We start from the raw sequence: 17,829 nt of genomic DNA on the forward strand, positions 1-17,829 counted from the left end.
GAGGGGTGCGTGACGTCTTTGCTTGCCCGGCCTTTTCCGCGGCATCTACGTTGGCGTCGCGACGGCCCCGAGCCTCGATTCCATCAGTACCCCGGGTCAATTCACGGATATGTCCCGCCGACGGGACGGCATGTGCGGAATTCCCGTTCGGCAGAGGAAGGGAAAGGCTGGAAATGGAACGACAGGTGACGGTATCGAGTGCGCAGGCATCGCTCGTCGACGAAGTGGCCCAGCTGTGGGCCGAGTTCTTCACCGGCCGCGAAGTGGGCCCCGAGGACGACTTCTTCGCGCTGGGCGGCAACTCAATGACCGGAATAAAGATCATCGACCGGGTGGCCGAGGACTACGGAGTCCAGCTGTCCGTGCGCGACTTCTACCTGGCCCAGACCCCGAGCCGGGTCGCCGAACTGATCGAGCAGGGGCGGTCGGCGACGTGAGGCTGACGCCGGGGCCCGCGGGCGAAGTCGACCTCGACACGGTCAACCTCTTCGATCTGGACCTGTACACGTCGGGTGATCCGCACCGGATCTGGGAAGTCATGCGGGACAAGGCGCCCGTGCACCACCAAGTTCTGCCCGATGGCCGGGAGTTCTGGTCGGTGACCCGCTACGAGGACGTGTGCCGGGTGCTCGGCGACCACCGCGAGTTCACGTCGGAGCGCGGCACGGTCCCCACTCACCTCGGGACCGACGACGAGGCGGCCGGCGTGCTGATGACGTCCACCGACCCGCCACGGCACACCGAGGTTCGCCGGCCGCTCGGCTCCAAGCTCACCGCTCGCGCGGTGCGATCGTGGGAGGAGTCGATCCGCGCGACGATCGTGCGCTTCCTGGAGCCGGCCCTCGACGGCGAGCCCTACGACCTCGCGGAGCGCGCCCTGCTGCTGCCCGCGATGGTCACCGGACCGCTGCTCGGCATCCCGGCCAAGGACTGGGAGGAGCTGGTCAACCTCACCGCGATGGTGACGGCGCCCTCGGACCGGCACTTCCTGGTGGCCCACGAGGCGGCGACGCTGGCCATCTCCCACCACGAGCTGGTCAACTACGTACGGGACTGGGCGAGATCGCGCAGGGCCACGGGCGGCGAGGACGACAGCCTGCTGCACCACCTCATGAGCGTACGGCCCGGCGGCGAGCCGCTGACCGACGAGGAGATCGCCCTCGACGGCTACAGCATCCTGCTCGGCGCCAACGTGACGACCCCGCACACCGTTTCGGGCACCGTGCAGGCACTGATCGAGCGGCCCGAGCAGTTCGAGAAGGCCCAGGCGGACCACTCGCTGATACCGAACCTGGTAGAGGAAGGGCTGCGCTGGACGTCGGCCGCCTGCAACTTCATGCGGTACGCGGTGGACGACGTCGAGCTCGACGGGGGAGTCATCCCGGCCCGCGGCGCCGTCGTCGCATGGATCGGATCGGCCAACCGCGACGCCGCCCAGTTCACCGACCCGCACACGTTCGACATCACACGGCCCAACGCCAAACGCCAGGTGGCGTTCGGCTACGGACCGCACTTCTGCATCGGCGCGCCCCTGGCCCGGATGACCCTGCGGATCTTCTTCGAGGAACTGCTCCAGCGGTTCGCCTCGCTCGAACTGGCCGGCGACCCGGAGCACTTGCGCTCGTACTTCATCGCGGGGATGACCCATCTGCCCATCGTCGCCCAGGATCGGCGGACGCCATGACCACCGGTATCACCACCACGTCGCCGTGGTTCGTGCGCCCGCCGGGCACCGACCACCCGGCCCGCATGTTCTGCTTCCCCTTCTCCGGCGCGGGCGCCTCGGCGTTCAGCGCCTGGCCGGCCGAGCTCGACGGGATCGAGATCTGCCCGGTGCAGTTCCCCGGCCGGGAGAACCGGCTCGGCCACCCGCATTACGGCACGTACGAGAATCTCGCCGACGCGCTCGTCGCCCCGCTCACTCCGTGGCTGGACCGCCCCTATGCGTTCTTCGCGCACTGCGCGGGCGCGGTGCCCGCGTACGAGACCGTGCTCCGTCTCGCCGCACGCGGACTGCCGACGCCCGAGGTCCTCTTCGTGTCCGGGCAGCCGGCCCCGCACGACGCGGCCCGCGACCGGATGCTCTCCATGAGCGAGCCCGAACTGCGCGCCGAGGTCCGCTCCTTCGTGCGCAGCCGGGGCGTCGAGCCGCGCCCCGACATGCTCGACCTGGGCGTCATGGTGCTGCTGCGCGACACCGCGGCCGCGAGCGCCTACCGGCGGACCGAACCCGCCACGGTGGACTGCCCCGTCGTCGTCGTGCACTGGCGCGAGGACCCGGACGTGGACCTCGAGGACCTGTACGGGTGGCGCGGATACGCGGACTCGGTCGAGTTCCGTGTCCTGGACGGCGGCCACTACGACTTCATGGACGCGCCCGGGGAGCTGCGGGACCTGCTCACCGCCTGGCGCTGACCCGTCGGCAGTTGCCCGCCGCCTGTACGAGCCGTGGACCGAAGACAACCGGAGGGAAGAGCCATGAGTGGCGCAGCCACCGATATCGCCGTGATCGGGATGTCGTGCCGCTTTCCCGGCGTGCACGACCCGGACGGCTTCTGGCGTCTGCTGCGCGAAGGGAAGTCGACCATCGGCACGTTCTCCGCGCAGCGGAGCGCCGACGCGAACTCCCGGTACGCCGGGCATCCGGACGCGGCCACGCTCGGCTCGGGCTCGTTCTTCGACTCCGTCGACGGCTTCGACGCGGGGTTCTTCGGTATCGGTGCCGCCGAAGCGGCCGCCATGGACCCGGTGCAGCGGCTCGGACTCGAACTCGCCTGGGAAGCGGTCGAGAACGCACGCATCGCGGCGGACACCCTCGCCGGCCGCGAGGTCGACGTGGTGGTCGGTGCCTCGGCCTCCGGCTACGACCTGTTGCGCAAGCTGTCCGGCAGCGACCAGGACGACCACTACGCCGTGCTCGGCTCCAGCGGCGCGCTGATCGCCAACCGCATATCGAACCTCCTCGACGTCCGCGGGATGAGTTTCAGCGCGGACTCGGGCCAGTCCTCCTCGCTCGTCTCCCTTGCGCTGACCTGTGAGCGGATCCGATCCGGCGCGGTCGACCTGGCGCTCGCCGGCGGTGTGCAGCTGGTCGTGGACCCCGAGGCCGGTGCGGGCCTGGCGAATCTGGGCGCCCTGTCGCCCGACGGCCGCTGTTACCCCTTCGACGCCCGGGCCAACGGCTTCACCCGGGGCGAGGGAGGGGCGTTCGTCCTGCTCAAGCGGGCCGATCTCGCCCTCGCCGACGGCGACCACATCCACGCGCTCATCCGCGGCTGGGGCGTGGCCAGCGCCGGTGCGAGCGCCCGGATGCCGGATCCCAGCCCCACCGGACAGGCCGCCGCCGTCCGCTCCGCACTCGAGCGGGCGGGCGTCGACTTCGACGATGTCGACTATGTCGAGGCCCACGGCACCGGCACCCGGCTCGGCGACCCGGCCGAACTGTCGGGCCTGCGCCAGGTGTCGGGCTCCTCCGGCCGCACTCGCCCGCTGGCCGTCGGCTCGGTGAAGGCGAACGTCGGACACCTGGAGCCGGCCGCGGGCATCGTCGGCTTCGTCAAGGCCGCGCTCTGCGTGGAGCACGGCCACCTCGTCCCCACTCCCGGCTTCACCACCGCCAACCCCGCCGTCGAGGACTTCCACCGCGACTTCGAGGTCCTGCGCGCCACCCGCCCCTGGCCGGGCACCGCGCAGCGGCCGCGCCGAGCGGGGGTGTCCTCCATCGGCATGGGCGGCACCAATGCGCACGTCATCCTCGAACAGGCCCCGACGCCGTACGAGGCCACGCACGCCGCCGCCCCGTACGAGGCACCGCACAACGCACCGAACGACGGCACGGAGCAGCCGGGCACTCCCACGGCATGGGCCCTGTCCGCGCGCTCGGAAGGCGCCCTGCGCGCCCAGGCGGCACGCCTGCGCGACCGGGTGGCCGCAGACGGATCCCTTTCGCGGGCCGACGTGGCGCTTTCGCTGGTTTCGACGCGAACGCTCTTCGAGCATCGGGCCGTTGTCCTCGCCGACGACCGCGAGGAGGCGCTGGCCGGTCTGACGGACCTGGCCGCGGGCGACTCCGGGGCCCGGGTGATCCGCGGTACGGCCACCGGACCTGCGGGCCCGGTCGTCCTCGTCTTCCCCGGCCAGGGCTCGCAATGGGCCGGCATGGGGCGGCAGTTGTACGCGCAGTCGGAGGTCTTCGCCCGCTCGATCGACGCGTGCTCGCGCGCCCTTGAGCCCTGGCAGGACTGGTCGCTCGTGGACCTGGTGACCGGCGCCGCATCAGCGCCGTCGCTCGAGGACGGGGACAGTGTGGTCCAACCCGCGCTGTTCTCGATGATGGTGTCCCTGGCGCACCTGTGGCGCTCGTTCGGTGTGGTCCCCGATGCGGTGGTGGGGCACTCGCAGGGCGAGATCGCCGCGGCGTGCGCGGCCGGTGCGCTGAGCTTGGAGGACGCGGCGCGTGTCGTCGCGCTGCGCAGCCAGGCCCTGGCACCGCTGGTCGGCCGGGGAGGGATGAGCGCCGTAGCCGCGTCGCAGCACTGGGTCGAGCAGCGTCTGTCCCGGTGGGCGGGCCGGCTTTCCGTGGCCGTGGCCAACGGACCCGCGTCCGTGGTGATATCCGGCGACCCGCAGGCCCTGGACGAGTTCGAGACCGCGGCGCACGGCGCAGGGATCCGGGCGCGCCGGCTGAAGGTCGACTACGCGTCCCACTCCCACCACGTGGAACTCGTCCGCGATCAGGTACTGAAGGCCGCCGAGGGCATATCGCCCCGGACGGCCGAGGTGGAGTTCCACTCCACGGTCACCACGGGCCTGTTGGACACCAGCGCTCTGGACGCCTCCTACTGGTACGCCAATCTGCGCTCGACCGTGCGCTTCGGCGAGGTGATCGAGAACCTCATGCGCGAACGCGGCGGGGTGTACGTGGAAGTGAGCCCGCACCCTGTGCTTCAGATCGGGATGGAGGAGGCCGCCGACGCCCTGCCCAGCCCGCCCACCGTCGTCTCCACCCTCAACCGGCAGGACGGGGGTCTGGGGACGGTCCTCAGGTCGCTCGGCTCACTGCACGTACGCGGGGTGCCGGTGGACTGGGACGCGGCGAACACCGCGACGGCTCCGAACACCGCGCGGCGGCGCCGGATCGCCCTGCCGACGTACCCGTTCCAGCACCGGCGCCACTGGCTCACGGCGTCCGCGAGCTCCGACGCCGCGCACGACACGGCAGGGCAGCCGGACACGGCCGGCGTCCGCGCGGTGGACCTCGACTCGGCCCAGGCGGTGCGCGCACTGGTGTGCACCGAGACGGCGGCGCTGCTTGCCACCAGGGGCGCCGCGCTGAGCGGTGCGCAGATCCAGTCCCGGGCCGCGGAGACGTTCAAGTCCCTCGGCTTCGACTCCTCCATGGCCATCGACCTGCGCAACCGGCTGGGCGAGGCGGCCGCCCAACGCCTGCCCGCCACCGTGGCGTTCACCTACCCCACGCCGCAGCAGCTCGCCGACCACCTGTGGTCGCGGCTCGAGCCGGACCGTCCCGAGTCCGTGCCGGCCTGGGCGGATACGGCCGGCCCGGTGCCGGCGGACAGCAGTGATGACGACCTGTACGCCCTGATCGACGGCGGATACGTGTAGCCGCTCTTTCTTCCAAGCAACTGTTGAGGGAGGCCCCTGGTGGAGGAAGTGGACAAGCTCCGGTCCTACTTGCGGCGTGCGGTCGGCGACGCGCAGGAGCTGCGCGAGCGGGTACGCGAGCTGGAGGAGGGTGCGCGCGAGCCGATCGCCGTCGTGGGCGTGGGGTGTCGCTTTCCCGGCGGGGTCTCCTCTCCCGAGGAGCTGTGGTCGCTCGTGTCCCAAGAGGTGGACGCGATGGGTGACTTCCCGACCGATCGCGGCTGGGATCTCGACGCCCTGTACGACCCGGATCCGCAGGCACGCGGAACGACGTACACGCGCACCGGCGGCTTTCTGTACGAACTGCCGGACTTCGACGCGGAGTTCTTCGGCATCAGCCCGCGCGAGGCGCTCGCCATGGATCCGCAGCAGCGGCTGATGCTCGAGACCACGTGGGAGGCGCTGGAGCGCGCGGGCATCGACCCGGCCACGCTGCGCGGCTCGCAGACCGGGGTGTTCACCGGCCTGTACGGCGTCGACTACGGCCCGCGGATGGGTGGCGGAGCAGCCGGTGAGACCGAAGGCTTCGGCATGACCGGCACCTACCTCAGCGTGGCCTCGGGCCGTGTGGCCTACGCACTGGGTCTGCACGGACCGGCCGTCTCCACCGACACCGCGTGCTCGTCCTCCCTGGTCGCCATCCACCAGGCCGTACGGTCCCTGCGCTCGGGGGAGTCCACGCTGGCGCTCGCCGGCGGCGTGGCCACGCTGCCCACCCCGGGGATGCTCGTGGAGATGTCCCGCCAGCGGGGTCTGTCCGAGGACGGCCGGTGCAAGGCCTTCGCGGACGCGGCCGACGGCACGGGGTTCTCCGAGGGCGCGGGGGTGCTGGTCCTGGAGCGGCTCTCGGACGCGCGGCGCAACGGCCACCGTATCTGGGCGGTCATCCGCGGCTCGGCCATCAACCAGGACGGCGCCTCCAACGGCCTGACCGCGCCGAACGGGCTGGCACAGCAGCGCGTCATCCGCGCGGCGCTCGCCGACGCCTCGCTCGCGGTCACCGATGTGGACGTCGTGGAGGCGCACGGGACCGGCACCCGGCTCGGTGACCCGCTCGAGGCGGAGGCGCTGCTCGCCACTTACGGGCAGGGCCGCGAGGGTCGAAGCCCGCTGCGTCTGGGCTCGTTGAAGTCCAACATCGGCCACACCCAGGCGGCTGCGGGCGTCGCGGGCACCATCAAGATGATCATGGCGCTACGGCACGGCGTGCTGCCGAGGACCCTGCACGTCGACCGGCCCTCCGAGCACGTCGACTGGTCGGCCGGGGCGGTGGAACTGCTCACCGAGGCCCGCGAGTGGACCACGCCCGAGGACCGGCCCCGGCGCGCGGGCATCTCCGCCTTCGGTATCAGCGGCACCAACGCGCACCTGATCCTGGAGCAGGCCCCCGAGGAGCCCGGGACCGACCAGGCCCCGCACGGCGGTCAACTCCCGGCCCCTGCCCACGCGGTGGTGCCGTGGGTGCTGTCCGCGCGCTCGAAGGACGCGCTGCGGGCCCAGGCGCAGAAGCTGCACGACGCCGTCGCCCATCACGGAGCGGCGGACCTCGACCCCGCGGCGGTGGGCCGGGCGCTGGTGACCCGGCGGTCGCTGTTCGAGCACCGCCAGGTGGTCATCGGCGCCGACCGTACCGAACTCCTGGAGCGACTCGCCGCCGTCGCCGCCGGCGATGAACAGGGCGCAGCGGGCGGCACGGTCCGAGGTCAGGCGGCACCGGTCGGCAAGACGGTGTTCGTCTTCCCCGGCCAGGGGGCCCAGTGGGTCGCGATGGGCAACGAGCTGTGGCAGACCTCCCCGGTCTTCGCCGAGCAGTTGCGGGCGTGCGAGGCCGCGCTCGCCCCTCATGTGACCTGGTCGCTGATCGACACCGTGTGCGGCGGGCCCGACGCCGCGGACCTGGGGGACGTGGACGTCGTCCAACCTGTCCTGTGGGCCGTGATGGTGTCCCTGGCGCAGGTGTGGCGCTCCCTGGGGGTCACCCCGGACGTGGTGATCGGGCACTCCCAGGGCGAGATCGCCGCCGCGTACGTGGCGGGCGCCCTCAGTCTCGAGGACGCCGCGAAGATCGTGGCCCTGCGCTCCCGGATCGCCACCGAGGTCGCCGGACAGGGCACCATGGCCGGCATCCTGCTGCCCGAGGACCGCGTCCGTGAACGCCTCGCCCAGTGGCAGGGCCGGATCGGCATCGCCGCCCTGAACGGCCCCAACTCCACGACCGTGTCCGGCGAGACGAAGGCGATCGAGGAACTGGTCGAAACCCTTCAGGCCGAAGGCGCCCGGGCCCGTCTGATCAAGGTCAGTGTGCCCGCGCACTCCCCGCTGATGGACCGTTTCGACGGTCGGCTCCAGGCCGAGCTCGGCACCATCACACCCAAGCCCTCACAGGTGACGATCGTCTCGACGGTGACCGGCAGGAAGATCGACCCGCTGACCCTCGACTCCGCGTACTGGTACCGCAATCTGCGCGAGCCCGTACAGTTCGCGACCGCCATGCAGGGGCTGATCGAGCAGGAGCCCGACAGCGCGGTGATCGAGATCAGCCCGCACCCGCTGCTCGTGATGACCGTCCAGGAGATGTTCGACGCCACCGAGGGCGCCACCGGCTTCGCTGTCGGCTCGCTGCGCCGCGACGAGGGCGGCTTCGCGCGGCTGTACACGTCTGCGGCCGAAGCCTTCACGGCCGGCGCCCACGTGTCCTGGCAGGCGGCGTTCGAGGGCATGGACGACACCGGCGTCGACCTGCCGACGTACGCCTTCCAGCGTCGCCGGTACTGGCTGAACACCCCTGAGGAGACCACCGCCGTCGGCACCTCCGACCACCCGCTGCTCGACAGCGTGATCGACCTGCCCGACGACGGCGGGCGCACCAGCGTCGTGGGCAGCGCACGCCTCGGCCTGGAACGTCACCCGTGGCTCGCCCAGCAGGTGGTGCACGGCGCGGTCCTGGTCCCGGCCGCGGTCCTCGCGGAACTCGCGGCGTGGGCGGCGCACAAGACCGGACGCGCCGCCGTCGGCGAACTCACCCTGCACACCCCCCTCGTCCTCAGCCGCAGTGGCGAGCGCGAACTACGCGTCGTGGCCGACGGCGACGGCACGCTCGGCGTGTACTCGCGCGGCGACGGCGAGAGCGGATGGACACGCAACGCCGCCGGCACACTCACCGACGAGGCTCCGGCACCCGACAGCCTCGCCGTCTGGCCGCCCGCGGACGCGACGGAATTGCCCGTGGCGGACGAATACGCCCGGCTCGCGCGCCTCGGCTTCGACCACGGCCCGCTCCTGCGCGGACTCAAGGCCGCCTGGCGACAGGGCGACACCCTGTACGCCGAGGTGGAGTTGCCCCAGGACGGCGCGGCCCAGGGTGCCTTCGCCCTGCATCCGGCACTGCTGCACGCGGCGGTGCTCGCGGCGGGCCTCGGCACATCAGCCGACACCGGGCAGTCCGAGGGCCTGCTGCCACAGCGGTACGAGGGCCTCACCCTGAACGTCGGACAACCCTTGACCGCACTGCGCGTGCGGCTCGCCCCGGCGGGCGAGGACACGCTGTCCGTCACGCTCGCCGACCCCGGCGGCACCCTCATCGGCGCCGTCGACCGACTCGAGCTGCGCCCGGCGGACGTCGCCCGGCTGACCGAGCTGAGCTTCGAGAGCCAGGACGCGCTGTTCGGTCTGGACTGGACGCCCCTCACGGCCGCCGCCGACGACACCTACGCGATCGTGGGCGGCACCGATCCGGTCACCGCCGCCCTGGGAGCCGACCGCGCCGTCTACCCCGATCTCGGCGAACTCGCCGTGCTCTGCGGGGACGTACCCCGCTCCGTCGTCATCGCCGTCGCCCCGACCGACCCCGCCGATGTCATCGCTGCCACCGAGCGCGCGGTGCGCCAGGCGCTGCACTGGACGCAGACCTGGGTGGCCGACGAGCGCTTCGCCGACTCCCGGCTCGTCGTGGTGACCCGCGACGCCTTCCCCGACGACCAGGTGGTGCACCCCGACCCGGCGGCCGCCGCGGTCTGGGGCTTCGTGCGCCGCGCCCAGACCGGGAACCCCCACCGGCTCGTCCTCGTCGGCCTCGACGGCGCGGAAGCCTCCCTCGCCGCGGTCACGGCCGCGGCCGCGACCGGTGAGGCCCAGCTCAAGATCCGGGCCGGTCGGATCAGCACGCCCCAACTGGCCTCGGTGAGCGACGGCCCCGGCCGTCCGGCAACCGCCGACGGCGCACCCCTCGGTTCGGGCACCGTGCTGATCACCGGAGGCACCGGAGGCCTGGGTGCGCTGCTCGCCCGGCACCTCGTCGCCAAGCACGGCGTACGGCGGCTGCTGCTGACCGGCAGGCGCGGCGCCAATGCCCCGGGGGCGGCCGCGTTGCGGTCGGAACTGACCGAGGCCGGTGCCCATGTCGACTTCGCGGCCTGCGATGTGACGAGCCGTGAGTCGGTGGCCGACCTGCTCGCCGCAGTGAGCACCGACCATCCGCTGAGCGCGGTCGTCCACTGTGCGGGAGTCCTCGACGACGGCGTCCTCATGGCGCTGACGCAGGAGCGTGTGGACGCGGTGCTCGCGCCCAAGGTCCGTGGCGCCTGGCATCTGCACGAGCTGACCCGGGACCTGGACCTCTCCGCGTTCGTCCTGTTCTCCTCCGTCGCGAGCGTGCTCGGCCTCGCCGGGCAGGCCAACTACGCGGCTGCCAACGCCTTCCTCAACGGCCTCGCCCAGGCCCGCAGGGCCGAAGGCCTGGCCGGGCAGGCACTGTGCTGGGGCTTCTGGGCGGAGCGCAGCGAGATGAGCGCCGGCCTCGGTGACAAGGACCTCGAGCGCCTGCTGCGCCAGGGCGTGTCGCCGATGGCTTCGCAGGAGGGCCTCGCACTGTTCGACGCGGCGCTGGCCTCCGCTGAGCCGGAGCTGGTTCCCGTACGTCTGAACCTGTCGTCGCTCGGCGAGTTGAGCTCGCCGCTGCTGCGCACCCTGGCAGGTGCGGTCGCGGACACCAGCGCCGCGTCGCAACGGCCGAGCGGTGACGGGGGACTGGCCGAGCAGCTGAAGTCGCTGGACACGAGCCAGGCCGAGGCGGTGCTCCTGGGGGCCGTACGGACCCAGACCGCGCTCGTGCTCGGGCATGCCGATGCCGCGCGGATCTCGCCCGGCGAGTCGTTCAAGAAGCTCGGCATCGACTCGCTCACGGCATTGGAGCTGCGCAAAGGGCTCTCGGCGGTCACCGGTCTGAAGCTGCCCGCGACCCTCGCGTACGACCACCCCACCCCGGCCGCCATCGCCCAGTTCCTGAGCGCGGCGATCGGTCCGCAGACGGCGCCGCAGCCGGTGTCACCGCTTGCCCACCTGGCCAAGGAGATCGAAGGCCTGGGCGGCCGTCTCGAGGAGGCCTTCCGCTCGCTCGACCGGGATGAGCAGGCCACCGTCTCGACCCTGCTGGGCGAACTGCAGGGCCGGGTGCGTTCGTTGACGGGCGCCGGCGCACCGGAAGGGGTCGCCGACCAGATCAGTTCGGCCTCAGCGGGAGACCTGCTCGCGCTGCTCGACAAAGAGCTCGGCTAGGGGAGACCGGAAGAGCCATGACCAACGACAACAACGCCGAAGTTCTCGACTACCTCAAGCGGACCTCGATCGAGCTGCTCGAGACGCGCAAGCGCCTGCAGGAGCTGACCGACGCCGCTGCCGAGCCGATCGCGATCGTGGGTGTCGCCTGCCGCTTCCCGGGCGGCGTCACCTCACCGGAAGAGCTGTGGGACCTGGTGCACCAGGGCGCGGACGTCATGTCGGACTTCCCCGACGACCGCGGCTGGGACCTCGAGGGCCTCTTCGACCCCGACCGGCCCGGCTCCTGCTCCACGCGCAAGGGCGGATTCCTGTACGACGCAGGCGACTTCGACGCCGACTTCTTCGGGATCAATCCGCGTGAGGCCGCCGCCGCGGACCCCCAGCAGCGCTTGCTCCTGGAGACGTCGTGGGAGTCGTTGGAGCGTGCCGGCATCGACCCCGAGTCTCTGCGCGGCAGTGCCACCGGGGTGTTCGCGGGCCTGGCCTACTTCGGCTACGGCAATCACTTCGAGACACCCGAGTCCATCGCGGGCTACGCGCAGATCGGCTCGCTCCTGAGCGTGGCCTCCGGCCGGGTCGCGTACGCACTCGGCCTGGAGGGACCCGCGCTGTCGACGGACACCGCGTGCTCGTCCTCGCTGGTGGCGGTGCACCAGGCGGTGCAATCGCTGCGGCAGGGGGAGTGCTCCCTCGCGCTGGCCGGCGGCGTCACCGTGGTGGGGATGCCGCAGGTGTTCCGGGAGATGTCCAAGCAGCGGGGTCTGTCCGAGGACGGCCGGTGCAAAGCGTTCGCGGACGCGGCCGACGGCACGGGGTTCTCCGAGGGCGTGGGCGTGCTGGTCCTGGAGCGGCTCTCCGAGGCGCGCCGCAACGGCCGCAGGGTCTGGGCGGTCATCCGCGGCTCTGCCGTCAACCAGGACGGTGCCTCCAACGGCCTGACCGCGCCGAGCGGTCCGGCGCAGCAGCGCGTCATCAGGGCTGCCCTGGCCAACGCCCGACTGCAGCCGGGAGATGTGGACGCTGTGGAGGCGCACGGCACCGGCACGACCCTGGGTGACCCCATCGAGGCCGGTGCGCTCCTTGCCACCTACGGACAGGAACGCGAGAGCGCCGACCCGCTGTGGCTCGGCTCGCTCAAGTCGAACATCGGCCACACCCAGGCCGCGGCGGGCGTCGCAGGACTGATCAAGATGATCATGGCGATGGAGCACGGCGTCCTGCCGAAGACGCTGCACGTGGACCGTCCCTCCACCCACGTGGACTGGTCGGCCGGCGCGGTCGAACTGCTCACCGAGCCCCGCGTGTGGGCCACGCAGGACGGCCGGCCCCGCCGGGCCGGAGTGTCGGCCTTCGGTGTCAGCGGCACCAACGCGCACGTCGTCTTGGAGCAGGCACCCGAGCCGGAGCCCGAGCCCGACGAAGAGCACGAACCCCCGTACTGCGGAACCGATGTGGCGCCCTGGACACCGTGGGTGCTGTCCGCGCGGTCGGTGACCGCCCTGCGCGCCCAGGCCGCCAAGCTCCACGATTTCGCCGCCGCCGACAAGGAACTGGACCTCGCCGACGCCGGCTGGTCGCTGGCGGCGGGCCGCGGCGCTCTCGAACACCGCGCGGTGGTCGTCGGCCGTGACCGCGAGGAACTCCTCAGCGGGCTGAGCGCCCTCGCCGACGGCACCAACACCCCCGCCGTGGTGAGCGGCACGGCGGCGGAAACGACCGGCACGGTCTTCCTCTTCCCCGGCCAGGGCTCGCCCTGGGCCGGCGCGGCCCGGGAGCTGTACGACACCTACCCGGTCTTCGCCCGCAGCCTCGACGAGATCTGCGCCCGCTTCGACACTCAGCTGCCGTTCGCGCTGCGCGACCTCCTCCTCGCCGACGCGCCGGCCGGCCGCGAGCGCACCGACATCGCGCAGGCGGCCCTGTTCACGCTGCAGGTCAGCCTGTACCGACTGCTCACCCACGTCTGCCCGCAGCCCACCCGGCTCGTCGGCCACTCCGTCGGTGAGATCGCCGCCGCCCATGTATCCGGCGTCCTCGACCTGGACACCGCGACCCGGCTCGTGGCCGCCCGCGGACGCACCATGCAGAGCGTCACCGAACCCGGTGCGATGCTCGCCGTACGCACTGGCGAGTCCGGCATCGCCCCGCTGCTCGCCGAGTTCGACCGCGTCGGACTCGCAGCCGTCAACGGCCCCGAGTCCGTCGTGGTCTCGGGCCTGCGCGAGCAGGTCCACGCGATCCGTGACCGGCTCGTCGACGCGGGCACCTCCGCAAAACTGCTCCCGGTCGAGCACGCCTTCCACTCCCCGCTCATGGACCCGATCCTGGACGAGTTCGCGGCGGCGCTCGGCACTTTGCCCCCGGGCGAGATGGCCGTGCCCATCGTCTCCACCCGGCTGGGCCGCGAGGTCACGGCACAGGAACTCTCCCGCGCCGCCTACTGGGTCGGCCATGTCCGCGAACCCGTGCGCTACCACGACGCGGTGGAGCGCGCCCGCGCCCTGGGAGCGAACATCTTCGTCGAGGTGGGACCGGGCGCCACGCTCACCGGCCTCACCAAGGACGCCTTCGCCGCACAGGACGTCACGGACGCCGAGGTGCTGCCCGCGGCCCGGCGCGACCGACCGGCCGGGCAGGCGCTGATCGGCGCCCTGGCCGAACTGCACGTACGGGGCGCCTCGGTGGACTTCGCCGCCGTGTTCGGCAAGCGGCGCCGAGTCGATCTGCCCACCTACGCCTTCCAGCACCGGCGCTACTGGATGGACTTCCTGGCGGAACAGCAGTCGGCGGATGTCACCTCCGCGGGCCTCGCCGATCCCGCACACCCCTTGCTCGGGGCCCTGGTCGAGCACCCCGGCACCGGCGAGACCGTCCTCACCGGACTGTGGTCGCTGCGCAGCCACGGCTGGCTCGCCGACCACACCGTGTTCGACGAGACCGTCGTCCCCGCCACCGCCCTGATGGACCTGGCCCTGTCGGCCGGCGGGCACGTGGGCTGCGCCGCCCTGGAGGAGCTCACCCTCGAAGTCCCGCTGATCCTGCCCGACTCGGGCGACGTCCAGGTCCGCGTCGTCGCGGGCGCCGCCGACGAGCGCGGCCGCCGGGCCCTCGACGTGTACTCCCGCCCGGCCGTCGCCGACGTCGACGAACCGGGCAGCTGGCTGCGCCACGCCATCGGCACCCTCGCACCGGGCGACCCCGACACCCGGGACGACTCCGCTGCCCTGACCGCATGGCCGCCCGCCGGGGCCGAGCAGCTTGCCTTCGACACTCTCTACGACCACCTCTTCGACGCCGGCTTCGACTACGGCCCGGCCTTCCGCGGCCTGCGCGAGGTCTGGCGCCACGGTGACGACCTCTTCGCCCTCGCCACCCTCCCGCCCGACGCCGGGGCCCCGGCCGACGGGTTCGTCCTGCATCCGGCGCTTATCGACACCGTCCTGCACGCCGCGATCGTCGGCGGGTTCATCGAAGTCACCGGAGAACAGGGCAGGATGCCGTTCGCCTGGTCCGGCGTCGAGCCGGCCGGACGCGCGGCAGCCACGACCGTGCGGGTGCGCCTGCGCCGCACCGGCGAGGACCGCATCTCCCTGGCGGTAGCCGACGAACACGGCACTCACCTCGCCACCGTCACGGCCCTCACCTTCCGGCCGGCCGTCGCCGCGCAGGTCCGCTCGGCGCGCGGCGGCCAGGCACTGCCGCTGTACGAGGTGCGATGGCGGCCGCACGAGAGCGACGCGGCCTTCGACGGGAGCTTCGCCGTCCTCGGCACCGCTGAAGGCCTGGCCGCCCGGGTCCTCGCCGCGGGCGGCGAACGGGCCACACTCCACGCGTCCCTCGGCGGGGCGGGCCCCCACGGCGCACCCGGCCACCTCGTCCTGTGCCTGGACGACCTCGTGCCCACGGCGAAAGCCGAAGCGGACGGCACCGAGGTGCTCACCGCAGTCGCCGCCGCGGACACGTACGTCCTCGAGCGCGCTCAGGAGTTCCTCGCCCAACCGGCCTTCGCCGACACCACCTTGGTGGTGCTGACCCGCCTCGCCCAGGACACCGGCGCGGGCGAACGTCTCACCTCGCTGCCCGGCGCGTCCGTCTGGGGCCTGCTCCGCAGCGCCCAGACCGAGCACCCGGGCCGCTTTCGCCTCATCGACCTCGACGACGCCGAGAACTCCTGGGCGCGACTGCCCGACGCCCTCGCCCTCGACGAACCCCAACTCGCCCTGCGCGCCGGCAAGGTGAGCGTGCCGCGGCTGGCCGTGGCCGCCCCTGATGAGCAGCGCATCGAGCCCCCCGCGTCCGGCGCCCACCGGCTCGGCATCCCCACCAGGGGCACCCTGGAGAACCTGACGTGGGTGGAGTGCCCCGAGGTCGAGGCGCCCCTGAGTACCGGGCAGGTGCGTATCGCCGTACAGGCCGCAGGTCTCAACTTCCGTGACGTGACGATCGCGCTGGGCCTCATCGACGAGACCGCCATCGACGCCGGGCTCGGCAGCGAAGGCGCCGGCATCGTCCTCGACGTGGCCGACGACGTGACGCACCTGGCCCCCGGCGACCGCGTCACGGGCATCTTCTCCGGCGCGTTCGGCCGCACCGCGATCGCGGATCACCGCATGCTCGTGCCGGTCCCCGACGGGTGGAGCTTCGCGCAGGCCGCGTCCATGCCGTGCACCTTCCTCACCGCGTACCACGGACTCGTGCGGGTGGCCGGTCTCGAGAAGGGGCAACGCGTTCTCATCCACGCGGCCGCAGGCGGTGTCGGCATGGCCGCCGTACGGATCGCCCAGCACCTCGGAGCCGAGGTGTACGCCACCGCGAGCCCCGCCAAGTGGCCTGCGCTCAAGGCGCTCGGCATCGACGAGAGCCACCTGGCGTCCTCGCGCGATCTGGACTTCGCCGACACGTTCCGCGCCGCGACCGGCGGACGGGGCATGGACGTCGTCCTCAACTCCCTGGCCCACACGTTCGTCGATGCCTCGCTGACGCTGCTGCCCGCAGGCGGGCACTTCGTCGAGATGGGCAAGACCGATATCCGCGACCCCGAGCAGGTGGCCGCGGATCACCCGGGCGTCCGCTACGAGGCCTTCGACCTGTACGCGACCGGCCCCGACGCCCTGCAGGAGATGTTCCGGGCCGTCCTGGAGCTGTTCGCCGACGGCCGCCTGCAGTTGAACCCGCTGACCGTGTCCGACATCCGTGACGCCCGCCGTACCTTCCGTGAGATGAGCCAGGGCCGCCATGTCGGCAAGCTGGTCCTCGAGATCGGTGGCGGGTTCGGCGGTGGCACCGTACTGGTGACCGGCGCCACCGGGGGAGTGGGCCCGATCGTCGCCCGGCACCTGGTCCTCGAACATGGCGTACGCAGCCTGCTGTTGGCCAGCCGCTCCGGCCCCGCCGCCGAGGGGGCGGACCAGCTCGCCGCCGATCTGAGGGCCGCGGGAGCGCAGGTGCGGATCGTGGCCTGCGACGTCGCGGACCGCGACGCTGTGGCCCGGCTGCTGGCCTCTGTGCCCGGCAGGCATCCGCTCACCGCGGTGGTGCACGCGGCCGGCGCGCTGGCCGACGGAACACTCGAAACGCTGACCCCGCACAGCATCGACCAAGCGCTCGCGGCCAAGGCGGGCGGCGCCCTGCATCTGCACGAACTGACGCGCGGGCACGCCCTGTCGGCGTTCGTCCAGTTCTCCGCGTACGCGGGCCAGATCGGCAACGGCGGCCAGGCGGCCTACACCGCCGCCAACACCTTCCTCGACGCCCTGGCCGCCCAGCGCCGGGCCGACGGGCTGCCCGCCCGCTCGCTCGCCTGGGGATGGTGGTCCGAGAGCGGAGGCATGGCCGAGGAACTCGCGGAGGCCGACCTGTCGCGGCTGCGCCGTATGGGCATCGCCCCGATGACGAACGCCGACGCACTGGCCCTGTTCGACGCGGCGTGCGCGAGCGGCGGGTCCGTGTCGGTCCCGGCCCGTGTCGACCTCATGCCCCTGAGGAACAGGCCCACCGGGGAACTGCCGCCGCTGCTGAGGGACTTGGCGGCGTCCGACCGCCCCCGGCGCGCCAAACCGTCGACGCCCAAGGACTCCCGGCCGGCGGGCCTCGCCGAACGCCTGGCCTCCCTGCCGGCCGATGAGACGGACCAGGCGCTCCTGGAGTGGATGAGCGAGCAGGTCGCCGTCGTCCTCGGTCATGCCTCCGGCGCGGGTATCGACGTCGACCAGCAGTTCACCCAGCTCGGATTCGACTCGCTGACCGCCGTCGAACTCTGCAACCTGCTGGCCGCGTCGACCGGCCTGCGCCTGGCCTCCACCCTCGTCTTCAGTTATCCGACGCCGCGCGAACTCGCCGCGCACCTCTTGGGTCTGCTGCGCCCTGCGGCCGAGCCGGTCGCCGGCGACGACGCGGCGGACGCGGCCGACGAGGCGCACCTGCGCGAGGTGCTGAGCACGGTATCGGTCCAAAGCCTGCGCAGCGCGGGCCTGTTGGACCGGGTGCTCGCGCTGGCCGGCCCGGTCGGATCCGCCGCCGAGGCCGCCCCGGCCGAGGCGGCTCTCGCGGACGGACTGTCGGACCTGGACCTGGGTTCCTTGGTCGGACTGGCTCTGGGGGACAACTAGT

General features: G+C 72.4%; 6 protein-coding genes. All 6 read left to right on the forward strand.

The genetic code is table 11. The features are described from left to right. Window positions 1-173 precede the first annotated feature (173 nt). Window positions 174-437, forward strand: a complete 264-nt coding sequence (locus tag JAO81_RS31775) for an acyl carrier protein (RefSeq protein WP_199551428.1) — start codon at window positions 174-176, stop codon at window positions 435-437. After that, complete coding sequence (locus tag JAO81_RS31780; RefSeq protein WP_199551429.1) at window positions 434-1,684, forward strand: cytochrome P450; 1,251 nt, start codon at window positions 434-436, stop codon at window positions 1,682-1,684. Before JAO81_RS31775 ends, JAO81_RS31780 begins: the two co-directional genes overlap by 4 nt. Continuing rightward, on the forward strand, window positions 1,681-2,415 hold the full coding sequence (locus JAO81_RS31785) for a thioesterase II family protein (RefSeq protein WP_199551430.1): 735 nt from the start codon (window positions 1,681-1,683) through the stop codon (window positions 2,413-2,415). The genes JAO81_RS31780 and JAO81_RS31785 overlap by 4 nt, the downstream gene beginning before the upstream one ends. Window positions 2,416-2,478: 63 nt before the next feature. Next, entirely contained in the window at window positions 2,479-5,625 is a 3,147-nt protein-coding gene (locus JAO81_RS31790) for a type I polyketide synthase (protein WP_199551431.1), read from the forward strand. Between the two features lie 39 nt (window positions 5,626-5,664). Further along, window positions 5,665-11,217: a type I polyketide synthase gene (locus JAO81_RS31795; RefSeq protein ID WP_199551432.1), complete on the forward strand. Its 5,553-nt coding sequence runs from the start codon at window positions 5,665-5,667 to the stop codon at window positions 11,215-11,217. Between the two features lie 17 nt (window positions 11,218-11,234). Then, window positions 11,235-17,828 carry a type I polyketide synthase gene (locus tag JAO81_RS31800; protein WP_199551433.1) on the forward strand — a complete coding sequence of 2,198 codons (6,594 nt, stop codon included), beginning with the start codon at window positions 11,235-11,237 and terminating at the stop codon, window positions 17,826-17,828. Window position 17,829: the final 1 nt, after the last annotated feature.

It is taken from the genome of Streptomyces sp. N35, from assembly GCF_016464295.1.
Classification (GTDB): Bacteria; Actinomycetota; Actinomycetes; order Streptomycetales; family Streptomycetaceae; genus Streptomyces.

What these genes read in the sequence shown, in the direction of transcription:
- JAO81_RS31800 (WP_199551433.1), top strand. Translation starts at nt 11,235, where the DNA reads ATGACCAACGACAACAACGCCGAAGTTCTCGACTACCTCAAGCGGACC.
- JAO81_RS31775 (WP_199551428.1), top strand. Translation starts at nt 174, where the DNA reads ATGGAACGACAGGTGACGGTATCGAGTGCGCAGGCATCGCTCGTCGAC.
- JAO81_RS31790 (WP_199551431.1), top strand. Translation starts at nt 2,479, where the DNA reads ATGAGTGGCGCAGCCACCGATATCGCCGTGATCGGGATGTCGTGCCGC.
- JAO81_RS31785 (WP_199551430.1), top strand. Translation starts at nt 1,681, where the DNA reads ATGACCACCGGTATCACCACCACGTCGCCGTGGTTCGTGCGCCCGCCG.